Origin of the sequence: Streptomyces mirabilis (genome assembly GCF_039503195.1) — a bacterium.
GTDB lineage: Bacteria > Actinomycetota > Actinomycetes > Streptomycetales > Streptomycetaceae > Streptomyces > Streptomyces mirabilis_D.
This window is the reverse complement of record NZ_JBCJKP010000001.1, coordinates 4,297,580-4,314,856: the sequence shown is the minus strand read 5'-3', so window position 1 is coordinate 4,314,856 and position 17,277 is coordinate 4,297,580. Positions and strand designations below refer to the sequence as shown.

The following is a 17,277-nucleotide window of genomic DNA, read 5'->3' as shown; positions in this document are numbered from 1 at the left end:
CCCCTTACTTGACCGCGCCCACGGCGATGCCGCGGGTCAGTGTCCGCTGGAAGACGAGGAAGAAGACGATCGCGGGGAGCACGCCCAGGAGAGCCGCCGCGTTGGTCATGGTCGCGTCCATCAGGCGTTGGCCCTGGAGGACGCCGAGCGCCACCGACACCGTCTGGTTGTCGTTGGAGATCAGCATGACCAGCGGCAGCAGGAACTCGTTCCAGGTCCAGATGAAGAAGAAGACCAGGAGGACGCCGATGGTGGGGCGGCTGACGGGGACCACGATCCGCCAGAGCACCTGCCACTTGTTCGCCCCGTCGATCCGGGCGGCCTCGATGATCTCGCGCGGGAACTGCCCGAGGACGGAGGACAGGAGATACGTGCCGAAGGCCGCCTGGACGACGGTGAACACGATGATCACGCTGAGCCGGGTGTCGTAGAGTCCCGCTTGCTTGCTCAGGTAGTAGATCGGGTAGACCAGCGCCTCCTGCGGCAGCATGTTCGCCAGTACGAAGAAGGCGAGGACCCAGGTGCGGCCCTTGATGCGGCCGATGCCGATCGCGTACGCGTTCAGGACGGACAGCATGGCGGCGCCGATCGCCACCGAGCCGGAGATCAGGATCGAGTTGACGAGCTTCTGGCCGTAGTCGACGCGCTGCCAGAAGTCCTTGAGGCCGTCGAGGTAGAGGCCGTGGGGCAGGCTGAGGGGTCCGTTCGACGAGTACTCGGTGGGGGACTTGACCGCGTTGATCGCGACGATGCCGAAGGGCAGCACCATGAACAGGGCCGCGATGATCAGGGCCACGAGGACGGGGTAGCGGCGTACGGCGGTCATGCGCGGAGTCCTTCCTCGGCGTCCTCGGCGCGGGTCTGGAGCTTCAGGCCGATCAGGGCGAGTACGAGGATGATCACGGTCAGCACGGTGGAGATCGCGGCGCCGTAGCCGACCTGGGTCTTCTCGAAGAAGGTGGTGAAGGAGAAGTAGGACGGCACGTCGGTCGCGCCGCCGGGACCGCCCTTGGTGAGGACGTACACCGCGCCGAACACCTTGAGCGCGGCGATCGTGCACCAGAGGAGGACGACGTAGATCTCCGGGCGGATCTGCGGCAGCGTGATGTGCCAGAAGCGGCGCCACCAGCCCGCGCCGTCCAGCTCCGCCGCCTCGTACAGCTGCGGGTCGACGCGCTGCAGCCCCGCCATGAAGACGACCAGTGGGAAGCCGATCTGGACCCACACCATCACGCCCATGACGCTGTAGAGGGCGAAGTCGGGGTCGCCGAGCCAGTCCCGCTGGAGCGAGCCGAGGCCCACCGCCTTCAGGAGCGCGTTCAGGGAGCCGTTGTCGGGGGCGAGGATCCAGCTCCAGACGATGCCGGCGACGGCGATGGGCAGGACCTGGGGGAGGTAGAAACAGGCGCGCAGGACGGCGGCGATCTTCGTGCCGAAGTGCTTGCCGACGAAGTCGAAGAGGGCGGCGGCCAGCACGAGTCCGAGGACCGTCGGTACGGCGGCCATGGCGACGACCATGAACAGGCTGTGCCGGAAGGACGCCCAGAACTCGGAGTCGTGCGTCAGCTCGCGGTAGTTGGCGAGCCCCGACCACGTCGGCGAGCCGACGCCCTGCCAGTCGGTGAAGCTCACACCGGTGTTCATCAGGAACGGCACGACGATCACCACGAGGAAGGCGAGGACCCCGGGGAGCAGGAAGAGGGCGTAGGAGGAGTGGGGGCGGCGCGGGCGCGTCGTACGGCCGTGGTGCCGGTGGTGCCTCCGGACGACCCGGCCGCCCCGTTCGACGGTGACCGTCATGTCTTCGGCGCGCCCTTGTCGTACGCCGTCTGCAGCGCGCTCAGATAGGCGTCCGGTTTCTCGCTCCCCGTGATCAGCTTCTGGGTCTCGGAGACGAGGACGTCGTAGAAGCCGGCGACCGGCCAGTCCGGGTAGAAGGCCAGCCCGTCCTTGCCGGAGAGCGTGTTGAAGTCGGCGATCAGGGTCTTGGCCTTCGGGTCGGTGATGGCGGCGGTGTCGGCGCCCACCGGGACCCCGCCCTTGTTGCCGAGCAGGTTCTGGATCTTCTGCGACATGGTGATGTCGATGAAGTCGTAGGCGAGGTCCTTGTTCTTGGCGCCCTTGGGGACGACCCAGAGGTTGCCGCCGGAGCCGAGGGTGAGATTGCTGCCGGGCCAGAGGAAGGTGCCCCAGTCGAACGTATTCTCCGTCTGGAAGCGCCCGTACCACCAGCTGCCGCTGAACAGGATCGGGCTCTTGCCCTGGATGAAGGAGACGCCCGCGTCCTCGGCCTTGAGCGAGGTGGACTTCTTGCTGATGTAGCCCTTCTTCACCCAGTCGGCGAAGGTCGTGGCGGCGTACGTCCAGGCGGCGTCGTGGAAGTCCGTCTTGCCCTTGTAGAGCTCGTACTTGTCGACCCAGGAACGGTCGGCCTGGGAGAGGGCGAGCTGGTACAGGTACTGCTGGGCCACGTACTCGGCGCCCGCGTTCGCCAACGGGGTGATGCCCTTCGACACGAACGTGTCCATGGCGGCGGTGAGCTGGTCGAGGGTGGTGGGCTCGGCGATGCCGTACCTCTTGAAGAGGTCCTTGTTGTAGAACACCATCGTGTACTCGGCGTAGTTGGGCACGCCGTACCACTTGCCGGAGCCCATGACCCCGTTGGTGTCGTACTGGCTGGTGGTGCGCACACCCGCGCTGAGCTTCTTGTCCCAGCCGCGCTTGGTCGCCTCGGCGGTCAGATCGGTGAGCAGCCCCTGCTTGGAGAGCAGTCCGGCCGTCGCGTTGCCCTTGTTGTACTCCATGATGTCGGGCGCGTCGTTCGAGTTGAGGACCATCGGGGCCGTCTTCTGGATCTGCTCGAAGCCCTTCTCCTCGAACTTCACCTTGACGCCGGGATGCTTCGCCTCGAACTCCTTGATGGCCTCGTTCCAGGCGACGCCCATCGCGCTGTCCGGCGCTTCGTAGTGCCACAGTTTCAGCGTCTTGCCGTCCGGGGAACCGCTGTCCGAGCTGCCGCAGGACGCCAGCAGCAGGGAGCCCGCCAGGGCCACCGCCGCCGTCGCCAGCGCACGCCTTCGTGTCGTCAACATCCATTGCCTCCAGGGGAGTTGGATGGGTTTCTGGACCGTCACGCGGCGTTCGTCGAATCGTTTCGATGCGTGACGTCGAAGCGCTTCGACGGGGGAAGGTATGTGGGGGGCCCGGGTGCGTCAATGGGGTGCGTCGGAATTGGGGCCGAGGGATTGGCGGCGGTTCGGCGGGTCGGACACCGGTGGGATCGTGAGGGAGATCGCGAGCGCGCTTCCCGCCGCCGCGATCGGCACCCCGTACCCCGCCGTCGCCGAGAGGTGTTCGACCAGCCAGCCGCCGGTCGCCGAGCCGCAGGCGATCCCGCCGAGCAGGCCCGTCACCGCGAGGGTCATGCCCTCGTTCAACCGGCCCTCGGGAGTGCGCCGCTGGACGAGGGCCATGCCGGTGACCATGGTCGGCGCGGTCGCGGCCCCGGCGAGCAGCAGCGCGCCCGCGAGGGCCGGGAGCGAGGCGGTCAGAGAGGCCGCGAGCAGGGGGAGGGTCATGAGGGCCGTCATGGCGGCGAGACACCATGGATGGCGCCGCTCGGCCGGACCGGTCGGCTTCCGCGCCCCGTACAGCAGCCCCGCCACGCACGACCCGGCCGCCTGGAGGGCGAGCACCGCGCCCGCCGCCGACCGATGCCCCTGTGCGTCCGCGAAGGCGATCGTGACGACCTCCATCGAACCGAAGACGGCACCGGTGGCGAGGAAACAGAGGAGCAGGGGTGGCATTCCGGCGGCCAGGAGGGGGGACTTGGAGGGCGTACGGGGCTGGGGCGGCGGCTCCGTCGAACGCTGGGCGGCGAAGATCAGCACGCCGGTCATCATCAGCACGCCGGCCACCAGCGTGCCCGCCTCCGGGAAGAACGTCCCGCACAGGAAGGCCGCGCACACCGGGCCCAGCATGAAACACAGCTCGTCCGCGGCCTGTTCGAAGGAGTTCGCGGTGTGCGCGGCGGCCGGGTCGTCCCGCAGGAGGTGGGCCCAGCGGGCGCGTGACATGCCGCCCGTGTTGGGGGTGGTGGCCGTGGCGGCGTACGCGGCGAACAGGGTCCAGTCCGGCGCCCCGAAGCGCACGCACAGGAGCAGCGCGACGCTTCCCAGCAGGGCGAAGGCGGTGGCCGGCACCGCGATCCGGGCCTGACCGTGGCGGTCGACGAGCCGTGCGGTCCAGGGAGCGACCAGCGCGGTCGCCGCGAGGCCGGTCGCCGTCACGGCACCGGCGAGGGCGTACGAACCACGCGAGCCCGCGATCATGATCACCGCGCTGACGCTGAACATCCCCATGGGGAGCCGGGCGAGCAGGTTCCCGACGGTGAAGGCGCGGGCGCCGGGGATGGTGAAGAGGCGGTGGTACGGGGTTGTCCGGCAGTGCGGGGCCTTTTGACGGCGTGGGGCCTTCTGGCGACGGGGGCGGAAGTCGGCGATCACCAGGCTGTCGCCGGTGGCGGTGAGCAGGGGCGGGAACGCGCGCTCGGAGGGCTGTTGCGGCATGGGCCAACCGTCGCCGGGTGGGGGGTGGGCGGTCCAACACTTAGTCCGTGGCCATTGACGCACTTGCGTTGTAAGTTCGCGTGATGCCTGCCCCTGTCGACGGCTCCCCCGACCGCTCCCCCGACCGTTCTGCCGGCCTCTCTCCCGGCCTCGCTCACCGCCATCTCGACCCGCGGCTCCTGCGCGGGTTCCTCGTCGTCGTCGAGGAGTTGCACTTCACGCGGGCCGCCACCCGGCTGTACGTCGCCCAACAGGCCCTCAGTCGTGACATCCGGCGACTGGAGCGCGAACTCGGGGCGGAGCTGTTCGTGCGTACGACCCGGCAGGTGACGCCGACCGCCGACGGTGAGCGGCTGGTGCCGTACGCGCGGCGGGTGCTGGAGGCGCAGGACGCGCTGCTGTCCGCGTTCGCGGGGGACGGCCCGGAGCGGCCGCTGCTCGTCGACGTCAACTCCCCGGGTCTCGTCTCCGGCCGCGTCCTGGACCGGGCCCGTGCGCTCGCGCCCGACTGCGAGCTGATGGCCCGCTTCGAGAGCGGGCTCACCGGCGCGGCGGGGGAGATCCTCGCGGGGCGCCTGGACGCGTCGTTCGGACGGTTCGCGGGCCTCGATCCGGCGGTCCGGGCGCGGCTCGAACAGCAGCCCGTACGGTACGAGCCGATGGCCGTCGTGCTGCCCGAGGACCATCACCTCGCCGGCCTGGACGCGGTGCCGCTCGACGCGCTCGCGGGCGAGACGGTGTACGCCGGGGCGGGGAACCCGCGGACGCGGGAGTGGACCGACTTGGCGCTTCACCTTTTCGAGGGGCGCGGTATCGCGCTGGCGCCACCCGCGCCGTTGGCCGTCGGAGCCGATGAGTTCCGGCGGGTCATGGCCAAGAAGCGGAACCCTGTCCTCGCTGTGGTGGATTTTCCGGCCATGCCTCAAACCGTGCGGAAACCTCTTGTTGGACCCGTTCCGTTGTCACCCGTGTCTTTGGTGTGGCGAAAGGGGCTGGTGCACCCCGGGATCGATGCCCTTCGACGAGCCGCCGGCGAGCTGGCTGCCGAGGAGGGGTGGCTTCGGCGCCCTGCGGACGGTTGGATTCCGGCCAGCGATGAGCTGGTGATGGCGGGGCAGGATTGACACATAAGCACACGGGTCTTCCGCATGCGCTACATTCATGGTCCGGGTGCAGTGTGGTAAAGGGGGGCGCTCGGGACGGGTGGGGGCTCGTTCCGAACGACATATACGTAATGCCCGGAGTCGTGCGCGCACCCGAAACCTGTCCCTGGGGGGATGTGCGTGCACGTGGAGAAGTGGCGAAAAGACGCCCAACCTGATCACCGAGATGTCGATCAGGTGGACGGGCGTGGAACCGGGGAGTCGGCTGCGCCGACCGTGCCGACGGGATCCGGAGTGTCGGTGGTATGGCCCGAGGCCGCTCGTGCGACGTCGACGTGGCCCCAGATCGCGGGGGCCGCCGCCGTGGGGCTCGCCGCGGAAGCGGAATCCGACACCGATGTCGAACGCGGTGTCGAAAGAGAGCCTGGGGCTGGCGGCGAAGGCCGACCGGGCGCCGATACGAGAACGGGCGCGGAACGTGGAGCGGGCGCCGAGGGTGCGTTCGGCGCGGGCCGGGTGCCGGGTGCGGGCCGTTCGTCCGGTTCCGAGGGGTTGCCCGGTGCGGGCCGATCGTCCGGCTCTGAAGGGCCGTCCGGTGCGGGCCGTGCGTCCGGTGTCGGTGGTCGGGCTGGGGTTGAGCGACGGTTCGATGGGGACCGTCGGGTGAGCGCGGACGACGACGGGGGCGCCGACCGCCCCGGCGCGGAGCGCCACGACGAGGCGAACCATGGAGACGAGGCGGACCTGCGGGCCGGGGTGGTCGGCCGTGCCGGGGTCGTCGACCGGGCGGGCCGACCGGACGGCGCTACCGGGGTGCCCGACGGGGCCGCTGGACCGGACGACCTCGCTGGGGTTCCCGATCAGCCCGCCGGGCCGCGTGACCGTACCGGAGTGGACCGGGGAGAAGAGGCTGCCCTGGGGGCCGGGTCGGCCGGGCGGGCCGGGGCGGTTCGCCGTGCTGGGTCGAACCGTCGTGCCGTGGTCGCCGACATGGCGGTCGGATCGGACGACGCCACCGGGGTGCCCGACGGGGCCGCTGGACCGGACGACCTCGCCGGGGTTCCCGATCAGCCCGCCGGGCCGCGCGACCGCGCCGGGGCGGATCGGCGTGCCGAGGCGTCCGACCAGCCCGCCGGACCGCGCGACCGGGCCGGAGCCGAGCGACGCGTCGGCAAGGACGATCGGCCGGCCACGGGTGGCTGGCCGGACGCGCGCAGGCGCCCCGACACTTTTGGTCGACCGGACACCCTCGGGCGATCCGACGCCTTCGGTCGGCCGGACACCCTCGGGCGATCCGACGCCCTCGGTCGACCCGACGCCTTCGGCCGGTTCGACACGCCCAGCGGATCCGACACCCTCGGTCGACCCGACACGCCCAGCCGACCCGAGCGGGGAGGCTGGCCGGTTGTGGAGCGCGGGGCGGACACGCTCGGGAGGGTCCATGGGGACGGTCGCACGACCGTGGGCCGTGGGGCCGACACGCCCGGCGGGTCCGCTGCCGTGTCCTGGGAGCAGTCCGGTGAGCCGGGACACACCCACGATCCGCACGAGGTGACGGTTCAACTCGACGGAGTCGGACGGCGGAAGACGGACGACTGGCTGGTTCAGCAGGCCAAGGACGCCCCGGGCGTCCAGGACGGCCCGGTGTTCGTCGACGAGTCCGGCCGCCGCAGCCGCAGGTTCCGCCGGCTCGGCATCCTCGTCGGCATCGCCTGCGCGGTGTACGCCGTCGTCATCGTCGCCACACTCCTGTCCGGCAACTCCAGCGCGCCCTGGCTGCCGGTACCGGGCCAGCAGGACGACACGCCGGCCGGGAAGGTCGACACCTCGCCGCTGCCCACCGACTCGGTGTCGCCGTCCGGCGCGAGCAGCGCCGCGCCCGGCGCGAGCGCCTCGGCGAGCGACGGTACGGCCCCCGCACCGGGCGTCAGCCCGACACCGGGCGCCTCCGCGAGCGCCACCGACCCGGGCACGTCCGCGGACCCGAAGCCCTCGACGTCCGCCACCACCAGGCCGAAACCGAGCACCAGCACCACCAAGGACCCCGTCACCCCGCCCTCCCTCCCGGTGTCCGGCCCGCCCGACCCCAGCCCCTCCGAGGACGGCGCCGCCTCGCCGAGCCCCTCGGAGAGCACGGTCGGTGCCGGCGGCGTCGGCACGGTCGCCGACAGCCCCGTAGAACCGGGCCCCATCGCCTCCGAGCCCGGCCTCACCAGCTCCTCGTCCCCGGAGAACCCGGTGAGCCCGGCGACCCCGCAGAACCTGGAGAACATCCTCTGATGGCATCCCGCACCCACGCGCACGGGACCGCTCCCCGTGCGCGGCGTCCGGCACCCGATGTCCGGCGCCGACGGCTGCCCATGCGCTGGCTGCTGCCCTCGCTGCTCCTCGTCGCGATGCTGGCGATGCTGATGCTGCGCGGCTATGTGCACAGCGAGATCCTCGCCGACCACCGCATCCAGCCCGAGGCCGCCACCGACAAGGTGCCGGACAAGATCCTCGACGGCGGCCCGGTCATCGACACCCGCGGTGGCCGCACGAACAGCCTGACCGTCCCCGACCACCGGCTCGTCCTCACCTTCGACGACGGCCCGGACCCCACGTGGACACCCAAGGTCCTCGACGTGCTGAAGAAGCACCACGCCCACGCCGTCTTCTTCGTCACCGGCACCATGACCTCGCGCTATCCGGAACTGGTGAAGCGCATGGTCGAGGAGGGCCACGAGGTAGGCCTGCACACCTTCAACCACCCCGACCTCTCCTTCCAGTCCACGAAGCGCATCGACTGGGAGCTCTCCCAGAACCAGCTGGCTCTGACCGGCGCGGCGGGCATCCGCACCTCGCTCTTCCGGCCCCCGTACTCGTCCTTCGCGGACGCCATGGACAACAAGTCCTGGCCGGTGACGGAGTACATCGGTACGCGCGGTTACATCACCGTCGTCAACAACACCGACAGTGAGGACTGGCAGAAGCCGGGCGTCGACCGGATCATCCGCAACGCCACGCCCAAGGGCGGCAAGGGCGCGATCGTCCTGATGCACGACTCCGGCGGCGACCGCCACCAGACCGTGCAGGCGTTGGACAAGTTCGTGCCGGAGCTTCAGGAGCGCGGGTACCGGTTCCAGAACCTCACCGAGGCCCTCGACGCGCCCAGCGCGCACACCCAGGTCACCGGCCTCGAACGGTGGAAGGGCAAGGCCTGGATCTACCTGGTGCGGGCCTCCGACGACGTCACCGACGTCCTGGTCGTCGGCATCGCGATCATCGGCGTGCTCGTCTTCACCCGCTTCGGCATGATGCTCCTGCTCTCCGCCCTGCATGCCCGCCGGGTGCGGCGCAAGGACTTCCGCTGGGGTCCGGCGCCGGTCACCGAACCGGTGTCGGTGCTCGTGCCGGCGTACAACGAGGCCAAGTGCATAGAGAACACGGTCCGTTCCCTGATGGCGAGCGAACACCCCGTCGAAGTGCTCGTCGTCGACGACGGTTCGAGCGACGGCACGGCGCGGATCGTCGAGGACCTGCTGCTGCCGAACGTCCGCGTCGTGCGCCAGCACAACGCCGGCAAGCCCGCGGCCCTCAACCGGGGCCTGGCCAACGCCCGTCACGACATCGTCGTGATGATGGACGGCGACACGGTCTTCGAACCGGCCACCGTCCGTGAACTCGTCCAGCCGTTCGCCGACCCGAGCGTCGGCGCGGTCGCGGGCAACGCCAAGGTCGGCAACCGCGACTCCCTCATCGGGGCCTGGCAGCACATCGAGTACGTGATGGGCTTCAACCTCGACCGCCGGATGTACGACATCCTCGGCTGCATGCCGACCATCCCCGGCGCGGTCGGCGCCTTCCGCCGCTCCGCGCTGGAGCGGGTCGGCGGCATGAGCGACGACACGCTCGCCGAGGACACCGACATCACGATGGCCCTGCACCGCGACGGCTGGCGGGTCGTCTACGCGGAGAAGGCACGCGCGTGGACGGAGGCGCCGGAGTCCGTCCAGCAGCTCTGGTCCCAGCGCTACCGCTGGTCGTACGGCACGATGCAGGCGATCTGGAAGCACCGCAGAGCGCTCGTCGAACGGGGCCCGTCGGGCCGCTTCGGCCGGGTGGGCCTGCCGCTGGTCTCGCTGTTCATGGTCCTGGCCCCGCTGCTGGCCCCGCTGATCGACGTCTTCCTGCTGTACGGGCTCGTCTTCGGCCCGACGCAGAAGACGGTCCTCGCGTGGCTGGGCGTCCTCGCCATCCAGACGGCCTGCGCGGCGTACGCGTTCCGGCTGGACCGTGAGCGCATGCGGTATCTCATCTCGCTCCCGCTCCAGCAGATCCTCTACAGGCAGTTGATGTACATGGTCCTCCTCCAGTCCTGGATCACCGCGCTCACCGGCGGCCGGCTGCGCTGGCAGAAGCTGCGGCGCACGGGCGTCGTGGAGGCACCGGGATCGATCCCGCGGCAGCGGACGGCACAGAGCGGGAACGATCGGAGGCCGGTCGCGTGACCACGCACGAGTACACGACGGGTGCGACACCGCCGCTGGGATCGGCCCGGATCCACCCCGAACCGGCACCATCGCCGACCTCCGCCCCCGCACCCGCGCCGACACCCACCCCGGGATCAGCCGCGCGGTCCGCTCCCGCGCCCAAGAAGCCCGGCCGTGACCGCTACCTGGACCTGCTGCGCTCGATCGCGCTGGTCCGTGTGGTCGTCTACCACCTCTTCGGCTGGGCATGGCTGACGGTCGTCTTCCCCTCCATGGGCGTGATGTTCGCGCTCGCGGGCTCGCTGATGGCCCGCTCGCTCAGCCGCCCGGCCCTCGGTGTGATCCGCGGCCGCGTCCGCCGTCTCCTGCCGCCCCTGTGGGCGTTCAGCGCGGTGGCCCTCGCGCTGATGTTCGCGGGTGGCTGGAACGTGATGAAGGACCCCGACAACGGCGGCACCTGGGGCCTCGTCAAGCTGATCGACTACGTCATTCCGATCGGCGCCCCGCCCTTCCCCTGGCACGTCGGCTCCAAGTCCGGCCTGCTGGAGGACACCTGGGCGGTCCAGGCGGCCGGCCCGCTCTGGTACCTGCGCGCCTATCTGTGGTTCGTGATCGCCTCGCCCCTGCTGCTGTGGGCCTTCCGCAGGGTGCCCTGGGCGACGCTGCTGGCCCCCCTCGCCCTGACGGCGGTCCTCGGCACCGGCCTGGTCACCATCCCCGGCGAGACGGGCAACGCGATCTCCGACTTCACGGTCTACGGCGGCTGCTGGGTCCTGGGCTTCGCCCACCACGAGGGCGTCCTGCGACGCGTCCCCCGCTATCTGGCGATCTCCTGCTCGGCCCTGCTCATGGCCTTCGGCCTGTGGTGGGCCTCGGGACACCTGGGTCCCGACGGCTGGGACCTGAACGACATCCCCCTCGCCCAGGCGGCCTGGTCCTTCGGCTTCGTCGTCATCCTGCTCCAGTACTCCCCGTCCTGGCAGGAACTCCCCGGCCGGCTGGCCCGCTGGGACAAGCTGATCACCCTGTCCAACAACCGGGCCGTCACGATCTACCTCTGGCACAACATGCTGATCATGGCCACGGTCCCGATCATCGACCAGGCCTACAACCTCCCGTTCATGCAGAGCGACAGCGCGGTGGCCGCGCTCGACTCCTCGTACATGGTGTGGATGTTTCTCCTGGTCTGGCCCCTCATCGGCCTGACGATCCTGGCCTTCGGCTGGATCGAGGACATCGCCGCCAAGCGCAGCCCGAGACTGTGGCCCAACGGCGCGAAGAGGAAGACGGGCGCCTCGCGGGGGAGCCACCGGGTCTAGACACAGGCAGGGGCGACGGCACCCCGGACGTCCTCACCCGGTCTTCACCGAGCCGTCCTCATCCGGAAGTCCTCACCGTCGCCCCCTCGCTCTCGTGAGAGCAACGTTCCTTTCCGGTCACTCACAGCCACAGCCTCGAAACGCGTCCTCCCTACCTTCGGGACTCAGTCAGTCGTTGTACGACACCTGGGCACCGCACCGGAGAACCGTGGAGGCGTCATGACAGCCCCTAATACAGCCCCCGCACCGAGCAGGGGAGGCCGCTGGATCCAGGAGTGGGACCCGGAGGACGAGACCTTCTGGAAAGAGACGGGTGAGAAGGTCGCCCGGCGGAACCTGCTCTTCTCCGTGCTCTCCGAGCACATCGGGTTCTCGATCTGGACCATGTGGTCGGTGATGGTGCTCTTCATGGGCCCCGAGTACGGGCTCACCCCGGCCGACAAGTTCATGCTCACCTCGATGGTGACGCTGGTCGGAGCCGTGGTGCGGGTGCCGTACACCTTCGCGGTGGCGATCTTCGGCGGCCGGAACTGGACCATCGTCTCGGCGAGCCTGCTGCTCGTCCCGAGCGTCGCCGCGTTCGTGGTGATGAAGCCGGGGACCTCGTTCGACACCTTCCTGCTCGTCGGTCTGCTCGCCGGCATCGGCGGCGGCAACTTCGCCTCCAGCATGACCAACATCAACGCCTTCTTCCCGCTGAGGAAGAAGGGCTGGGCGCTCGGTCTCAACGCGGGCGGCGGAAACATCGGCGTGCCCGTCATCCAGCTCGTGGCGCTCGCGATCATCGGCGCGAACGGGGGACCGAGGGTCCTGCTGGGGATCTACATCCCGCTGATCGTCGTCGCCGCCGTGCTCGCCGCCGTCTCCATGGACAACATCGCGTCCGTGAAGAACGACACCGGCGCCGCCAGGGACGCCGCGAAGGACGCCCACACCTGGATCATGTCCTTCCTCTACATCGGCACCTTCGGGTCGTTCATCGGCTACAGCTTCGCTTTCGGGCAGGTGCTCCAGAACCAGTTCGGCCGCACTCCGCTGCAGGCGGCCTACGTCACCTTCATCGGCCCGCTGCTCGGCTCGCTGATCCGCCCCGTGGGCGGCTGGCTCGCCGACCGCTACGGCGGCGCGCGCATCACGCTGTGGAACTTCGTCGCCATGGCCGGCGCGACCGGTGTCATCGTCGTCGCCTCCACCCAGAAGTCGCTTCCCCTGTTCACGATCGCGTTCATCGCGCTGTTCGTGCTCACCGGGCTCGGCAACGGCTCGACGTACAAGATGATCCCGGGCATCTTCCAGGCCAAGGCCGTCGCCAAGGGACTGGAAGGGGAGGCTGCCGCCTCCTACGGGCGGCGGCTGTCCGGCGCCTCCATGGGCCTCATCGGCGCGGTGGGCGCGCTCGGCGGCGTCGGCATCAACCTCGCCTTCCGGCAGTCCTTCCTGTCCTACGGCTCCGGCACCGGCGCCTTCGTGGCCTTCCTCGCCTTCTACGCGCTGTGCTTCCTGGTGACCTGGGCCGTATACCTTCGCGGCCCCGCCGCCCAGACCCGTACGGCCACTGCCGCAGAGGCGAAGCCGCAGCTCAGCTACGTCGAGGTCTGACGTAACACGGGTGACATCAAGGGGAACCGAGCCTGTCACGGGGCGTTGACAGGCTCGGTCGGCCGTGACCGTACGTAGACCCCCAGCGCGAGACGAGAGCCATGGACGACGAACAGCAGCGACCGGCCGGGCAGGACTGCGGCCCCCTCGCGGGGTTCACCGTGGGTGTGACGGCCGCGCGTCGGGCCGACGAACTCGGGGCTTTGCTCCAGCGACGCGGCGCCGTCGTCCAGCACGCGCCCGCCCTGCGCATCGTGCCGCTCGCCGACGACAGCGAACTCCTCGCCGCCACCAAGGAGCTGATCGACCAGGCGCCCGACATCGTGGTCGCCACCACCGCGATCGGCTTCCGCGGCTGGATCGAGGCCGCCGACGGGTGGGGGCTCGGCGAGGCCCTGCTCGGTCGGTTGCGCGGGGTCGAACTGCTGGCGCGTGGCCCCAAGGTGAAGGGCGCCGTACGGGCCCAGGGGCTGACCGAGGAGTGGTCGCCCTCCTCCGAGTCCATGGCCGAGGTGCTCGACCGGCTCCTGGAGGAGGGCGTCGAGGGCCGCCGTATCGCCGTACAGCTGCACGGCGAGCCGCTGCCCGGGTTCGTGGAGTCGCTGCGGGCCGCCGGAGCCGAGGTCGTGGGGGTCCCCGTCTACCGGTGGATGCCGCCGGAGGACATCGGTCCCGTCGACCGGCTCCTCGACGCCACCGTCACCCGCGGCCTGGACGCGCTCACCTTCACCAGCGCGCCCGCCGCCGCCTCCCTGCTGTCCAGGGCCGAGGCCCGCGGTCTGCTGTCCGAACTCCTCGCGGCCCTCCATCACGACGTCCTGCCCGCCTGCGTCGGCCCCGTCACCGCGCTCCCTCTGCAGGCGCACGGCATCGACACCGTCCAGCCCGAGCGCTTCCGGCTCGGCCCCCTCGTCCAGCTGCTCTGCCGGGAACTCCCCGGCCGGGCCCGCACGTTGCCCATCGCCGGCCACCGGGTCGAGATCCGCGGCCACGCCGTGATGGTCGACGGGGCGTTGCGGCCCGTACCGCCCGCCGGGATGTCGCTGCTGCGGGCCCTGTCCCGCCGCCCCGGCTGGGTGGTCGCCCGGGCCGAGCTGCTGCGGGCGCTGCCGGGCGCCGGGCGGGACGAGCACGCCGTCGAGACGGCCATGGCCCGGCTGCGTACGGCACTCGGCGCGCCCAAGCTCATCCAGACCGTCGTCAAGCGCGGCTACCGACTCGCGCTCGACCCGGCCGCCGACTCCAAGTACGCCGACGTGTAGGTGCGGTGGCGGTACAGGAGCAGGGCGCGGGTGAGGCAGGCCAGGGCGAGCGTCGACAGCAGGGCCCGTACGACGTTCCAGGCGACCCAGGTGTCCTCGAACCGTCGGCGTACGGCGGCCGGGTCGGCGATCGTCGCGGGGTTTCCGGCGTTCGCCAGGCGGTTGTTGAGCGGGACGTTCACGACGACCGTGAACAGGAAGGCCAGCGCGTACGCGGCGAGGGCGGCGAACACCCACCACCGGTGGAGGGACTTGCGCGACTGCCAGGCGGAGACCGCCGTGAGGACCAGCGCGCCCATGAAGCTCAGGAAGAACACCGGGTTCTGGATCACGTCGTTGATGTTCTGCATGACCTCGATGAAGACGCGGTCGTCACTGCGGGCCAGTGACGGCATGACGTCGCAGGCGAAAATGTAGAAGACCCCGGCGATCAGGCCCATCGCGACCGTGGCCGCACCCAGGACGCCTCCGGGGGTGCTACGCCGCCCCGTGCTGTTCTCTGTCATGTCATCGAGTCAACCGGCGTGGTCCGGCGCCGGACATGGCCGAGGCGCGCGGTCTCATAAGCGGACGTCCACCCCCCTGACCGGCACAGGTCTTCCGGTCGCGGGTGCGGCCATGCACTGTAGGGGGTACGACCCCCACCGGCCCTCACGGCGGTAACCCCAAGGCGGTGACAGGCGCATGGCATCGGGCATGGCCACGGCCTCGTACGAGCTGAGGTTCGACTCCGGGCGGATCTGCCTGGACCTCCTCGCGACCACCCACCCAGAGGAACGGCTCGACTCGGTGGACCGGCTGCGCGCCTGGATCACCCGCTCCGGGCTCGTCCCCCCGGGGACCCCGCTCGCGGCGGCCGACATCTCCTGGCTCGTGGGCTTTCGCGAACTACGTGGCCATGTCGCCCAATTGGTCCGCGGTGAGCTGGACGCGCGGCCCGCCGACACCGCGCTCGCCCGCGTCAACGCCGCCGCGCTCGCCGCCCCGCCCGCCCCCTGGGCCGTACGCGCCGACGACGGCTCGCTGCGGCGCCGACTGCACACCCCGCCCGGCCGCCCCGGGTTGCTCGCCGTCATCGCCCGCGACGCCCTCGAGCTGCTCACCGACCCGGTGGCGCGCGCGAGCCTCAGACAGTGCGAGGGGGACACCTGCCCGATCGTCTATCTCGACACCTCCCGGGGGCGGCGGCGACGGTGGTGTTCCAGCGAGGTGTGCGGAAACCGGGAGCGGGTGGCCCGGCATCGGCGCCGGGCGGCCCTCGCCCGCGCGTGAACCGTGTGTGACGCGCGTGAACCGAGTATGAAACGCGTCACAGCGCCCCGCGCTCGACGACTCGATCCGGAGCCTTCGCTTCATCCGTACGTGATGTGTCGATCGCTTGCAGTGATCAACAAACTTCCTTCACAACTCTTCCAAGAAATATGTCCCACCTCTTTGAACATGCGCACGCCCAGACACGTACTCCGGGACGAGCGACCGACTGGGGGATCCCCCGGACACCGGAGGTAGGCGTGCGCAAGGATTCCGCCGTGGCTGATGAACGAAGGTCAAGGGCCCGACATCGCATGAATCCGTCTGCGTCGGCTTCGTCGAACGAACCCGACGAGGAGCTGATGCGTGCGCTGTACCGGGAACACGCGGGTCCGTTGCTCGCGTACGTGCTGCGGCTGGTCGCGGGGGATCGGCAGCGTGCCGAGGACGTTGTGCAGGAAACACTCATCCGTGCCTGGAAGAACGCCGGTCAGCTCAATCGGGCGACCGGTTCGGTACGACCCTGGCTGGTGACGGTCGCCCGGCGCATCGTCATCGACGGCCACCGCAGCCGGCAGGCCCGGCCGCAGGAGGTGGACCCGTCACCGCTGGAGGTCATCCCCGCGGAGGACGAGATCGACAAGGCGTTGTGGCTGATGACACTGTCGGACGCGCTGGACGACCTGACCCCTGCTCACAGGGAAGTTCTGGTCGAAACGTACTTCAAAGGGCGTACGGTCAATGAGGCGGCCGAGACGCTCGGCATACCCAGCGGCACCGTGCGCTCCCGGGTGTTCTACGCCCTGCGGTCGATGAAGCTGGCGCTGGAGGAGCGGGGGGTGACGGCATGAACACATACGGGGGTTACGGAACGGGCGGTCCAGGAGCCATGCAGGGACCACGGGGACAGCAGAACCCCGGTGACAACATTCACGAAACCGTCGGCGCCTACGCCCTCGGTATCCTCGACGACGCCGAGGCGACAGCCTTCGAGGCCCATCTCGCCACCTGCGAATGGTGCGCCCAGCAGCTCGACGAGCTCGCCGGGATGGAACCGATGCTCGCCGCGCTCGCGGATCTGCCCGCCTCGCAGGGCACCCCAGCCATCGGCGAGTCGCTGGCCGCCCGCCCGAGCCCACGGCTCGCGGAACGGCTGGTCGACGAGGTGTCGGAGCGACGCGCGGTCAAGCGCCGGCGCGGCCTCTACCTCGTGGCCGCCGCGGCCGCGCTGATCATCGGCGGCCCGCTGACGGTGATGGCCGTCAACGGCGGCGGCACCACCACCACCGCGTCGCCCGACAGGGCGATGGCCACCAGCCCGGCCAAGGCCGCCTTCGACGTCATGACGGACAAGAAGTCGGCCACGGACCCGAGCACCAAGGTCAACGCGGTCGTCGCGATCGAGAAGAAGGACTGGGGCACCCACGCCGTCCTCCAGCTCAAGAACGTCAAGGGCCCGCTGAAGTGCTCCCTGATCGCCGTCGGCAAGAACGGCGAGCGCGAGACGGTGACCTCCTGGGCCGTCCCGAACTGGGGCTACGGCATCGCGAACGCCAAGACGGAAGAGGCGAAGAAACCCCTCTACGTCCACGGCGGCGCGGCCTTCAACCCGAACGAGATCGACCACTTCGAGGTCATGACCTTCGACGGGAAGCGGCTCGTCGAGGTGAACGTGTGAGCGATCTCAGGGCGCGCACGTAGCC

14 protein-coding genes are annotated in these 17,277 nt (G+C 70.2%); 9 read left to right on the top strand and 5 right to left on the bottom strand.

What is annotated here, in order from left to right:
• Window positions 1–4 precede the first annotated feature (4 nt).
• The 4 genes from AAFF41_RS20040 to AAFF41_RS20025 all read right to left on the bottom strand — a co-directional run bounded on the left by AAFF41_RS20040 (window position 5) and on the right by AAFF41_RS20025 (window position 4,568).
• A complete protein-coding gene (locus AAFF41_RS20040) occupies window positions 5–826 on the bottom strand; it encodes a carbohydrate ABC transporter permease (RefSeq protein WP_343324362.1) in 822 nt (273 codons plus the stop codon).
• Window positions 823–1,800, bottom strand: a complete 978-nt coding sequence (locus AAFF41_RS20035; protein WP_319747531.1) for a carbohydrate ABC transporter permease — start codon at window positions 1,798–1,800, stop codon at window positions 823–825. Before AAFF41_RS20035 ends, AAFF41_RS20040 begins: the two co-directional genes overlap by 4 nt.
• Window positions 1,797–3,092: an ABC transporter substrate-binding protein gene (locus tag AAFF41_RS20030; RefSeq protein ID WP_343324361.1), complete on the bottom strand. Its 1,296-nt coding sequence runs from the start codon at window positions 3,090–3,092 to the stop codon at window positions 1,797–1,799. Before AAFF41_RS20030 ends, AAFF41_RS20035 begins: the two co-directional genes overlap by 4 nt.
• 120 nt (window positions 3,093–3,212) lie before the next feature.
• Window positions 3,213–4,568, bottom strand: coding sequence for an MFS transporter (locus tag AAFF41_RS20025; RefSeq protein ID WP_343324360.1), 1,356 nt, complete (start codon window positions 4,566–4,568; stop codon window positions 3,213–3,215).
• Between the two features lie 83 nt (window positions 4,569–4,651).
• Between AAFF41_RS20025 and AAFF41_RS20020 the strand changes: the two genes are divergently transcribed.
• The 6 genes from AAFF41_RS20020 (at window position 4,652) to AAFF41_RS19995 (ending at window position 14,323) form a co-directional block, all read left to right on the top strand.
• Window positions 4,652–5,692 (top strand): LysR family transcriptional regulator, encoded by a 1,041-nt coding sequence (locus AAFF41_RS20020; RefSeq protein ID WP_319747538.1) that lies wholly within the window; start codon window positions 4,652–4,654, stop codon window positions 5,690–5,692.
• 642 nt (window positions 5,693–6,334) lie between these two features.
• The gene (locus tag AAFF41_RS20015; protein ID WP_343324359.1) at window positions 6,335–7,951 is read left to right on the top strand and encodes a collagen-like domain-containing protein; all 1,617 of its coding nucleotides are present in this window, start codon (window positions 6,335–6,337) and stop codon (window positions 7,949–7,951) included.
• The gene (locus AAFF41_RS20010) at window positions 7,951–10,161 is read left to right on the top strand and encodes a bifunctional polysaccharide deacetylase/glycosyltransferase family 2 protein (protein WP_319747542.1); all 2,211 of its coding nucleotides are present in this window, start codon (window positions 7,951–7,953) and stop codon (window positions 10,159–10,161) included. Before AAFF41_RS20015 ends, AAFF41_RS20010 begins: the two co-directional genes overlap by 1 nt.
• 50 nt (window positions 10,162–10,211) lie before the next feature.
• Window positions 10,212–11,462 carry an acyltransferase family protein gene (locus AAFF41_RS20005; protein WP_388412139.1) on the top strand — a complete coding sequence of 417 codons (1,251 nt, stop codon included), beginning with the start codon at window positions 10,212–10,214 and terminating at the stop codon, window positions 11,460–11,462.
• A 219-nt stretch (window positions 11,463–11,681) separates the two neighbouring features.
• The gene (locus AAFF41_RS20000; RefSeq protein ID WP_319747544.1) at window positions 11,682–13,061 is read left to right on the top strand and encodes a nitrate/nitrite transporter; all 1,380 of its coding nucleotides are present in this window, start codon (window positions 11,682–11,684) and stop codon (window positions 13,059–13,061) included.
• A gap of 101 nt (window positions 13,062–13,162) precedes the next feature.
• On the top strand, window positions 13,163–14,323 hold the full coding sequence (locus AAFF41_RS19995; RefSeq protein WP_319747546.1) for a uroporphyrinogen-III synthase: 1,161 nt from the start codon (window positions 13,163–13,165) through the stop codon (window positions 14,321–14,323).
• Here the strand turns inward: AAFF41_RS19995 and AAFF41_RS19990 are convergent.
• The gene (locus tag AAFF41_RS19990) at window positions 14,272–14,829 is read right to left on the bottom strand and encodes an anthrone oxygenase family protein (RefSeq protein ID WP_319747548.1); all 558 of its coding nucleotides are present in this window, start codon (window positions 14,827–14,829) and stop codon (window positions 14,272–14,274) included. The two genes, AAFF41_RS19995 and AAFF41_RS19990, sit on opposite strands and share 52 nt — an antisense overlap.
• A 178-nt stretch (window positions 14,830–15,007) precedes the next feature.
• On the opposite strand from AAFF41_RS19990, the gene AAFF41_RS19985 reads away from it, so the two are divergent.
• The 3 genes from AAFF41_RS19985 to AAFF41_RS19975 all read left to right on the top strand — a co-directional run bounded on the left by AAFF41_RS19985 (window position 15,008) and on the right by AAFF41_RS19975 (window position 17,252).
• On the top strand, window positions 15,008–15,595 hold the full coding sequence (locus tag AAFF41_RS19985) for a CGNR zinc finger domain-containing protein (RefSeq protein ID WP_343324358.1): 588 nt from the start codon (window positions 15,008–15,010) through the stop codon (window positions 15,593–15,595).
• A gap of 293 nt (window positions 15,596–15,888) precedes the next feature.
• Entirely contained in the window at window positions 15,889–16,425 is a 537-nt protein-coding gene (locus AAFF41_RS19980) for a sigma-70 family RNA polymerase sigma factor (protein ID WP_054229655.1), read from the top strand.
• 38 nt (window positions 16,426–16,463) lie between these two features.
• Window positions 16,464–17,252, top strand: a complete 789-nt coding sequence (locus AAFF41_RS19975) for an anti-sigma factor family protein (protein WP_319747555.1) — start codon at window positions 16,464–16,466, stop codon at window positions 17,250–17,252.
• Window positions 17,253–17,277 lie beyond the last annotated feature (25 nt).

Coding starts and splice junctions, on each gene's coding strand:
- AAFF41_RS20040 (WP_343324362.1), bottom strand. CDS start 826: ATGACCGCCGTACGCCGCTACCCCGTCCTCGTGGCCCTGATCATCGCG.
- AAFF41_RS20035 (WP_319747531.1), bottom strand. CDS start 1,800: ATGACGGTCACCGTCGAACGGGGCGGCCGGGTCGTCCGGAGGCACCAC.
- AAFF41_RS20030 (WP_343324361.1), bottom strand. CDS start 3,092: ATGTTGACGACACGAAGGCGTGCGCTGGCGACGGCGGCGGTGGCCCTG.
- AAFF41_RS20025 (WP_343324360.1), bottom strand. CDS start 4,568: ATGCCGCAACAGCCCTCCGAGCGCGCGTTCCCGCCCCTGCTCACCGCC.
- AAFF41_RS20020 (WP_319747538.1), top strand. CDS start 4,652: ATGCCTGCCCCTGTCGACGGCTCCCCCGACCGCTCCCCCGACCGTTCT.
- AAFF41_RS20010 (WP_319747542.1), top strand. CDS start 7,951: ATGGCATCCCGCACCCACGCGCACGGGACCGCTCCCCGTGCGCGGCGT.
- AAFF41_RS20000 (WP_319747544.1), top strand. CDS start 11,682: ATGACAGCCCCTAATACAGCCCCCGCACCGAGCAGGGGAGGCCGCTGG.
- AAFF41_RS19995 (WP_319747546.1), top strand. CDS start 13,163: ATGGACGACGAACAGCAGCGACCGGCCGGGCAGGACTGCGGCCCCCTC.
- AAFF41_RS19990 (WP_319747548.1), bottom strand. CDS start 14,829: ATGACAGAGAACAGCACGGGGCGGCGTAGCACCCCCGGAGGCGTCCTG.
- AAFF41_RS19985 (WP_343324358.1), top strand. CDS start 15,008: ATGGCATCGGGCATGGCCACGGCCTCGTACGAGCTGAGGTTCGACTCC.
- AAFF41_RS19980 (WP_054229655.1), top strand. CDS start 15,889: ATGAATCCGTCTGCGTCGGCTTCGTCGAACGAACCCGACGAGGAGCTG.
- AAFF41_RS19975 (WP_319747555.1), top strand. CDS start 16,464: ATGCAGGGACCACGGGGACAGCAGAACCCCGGTGACAACATTCACGAA.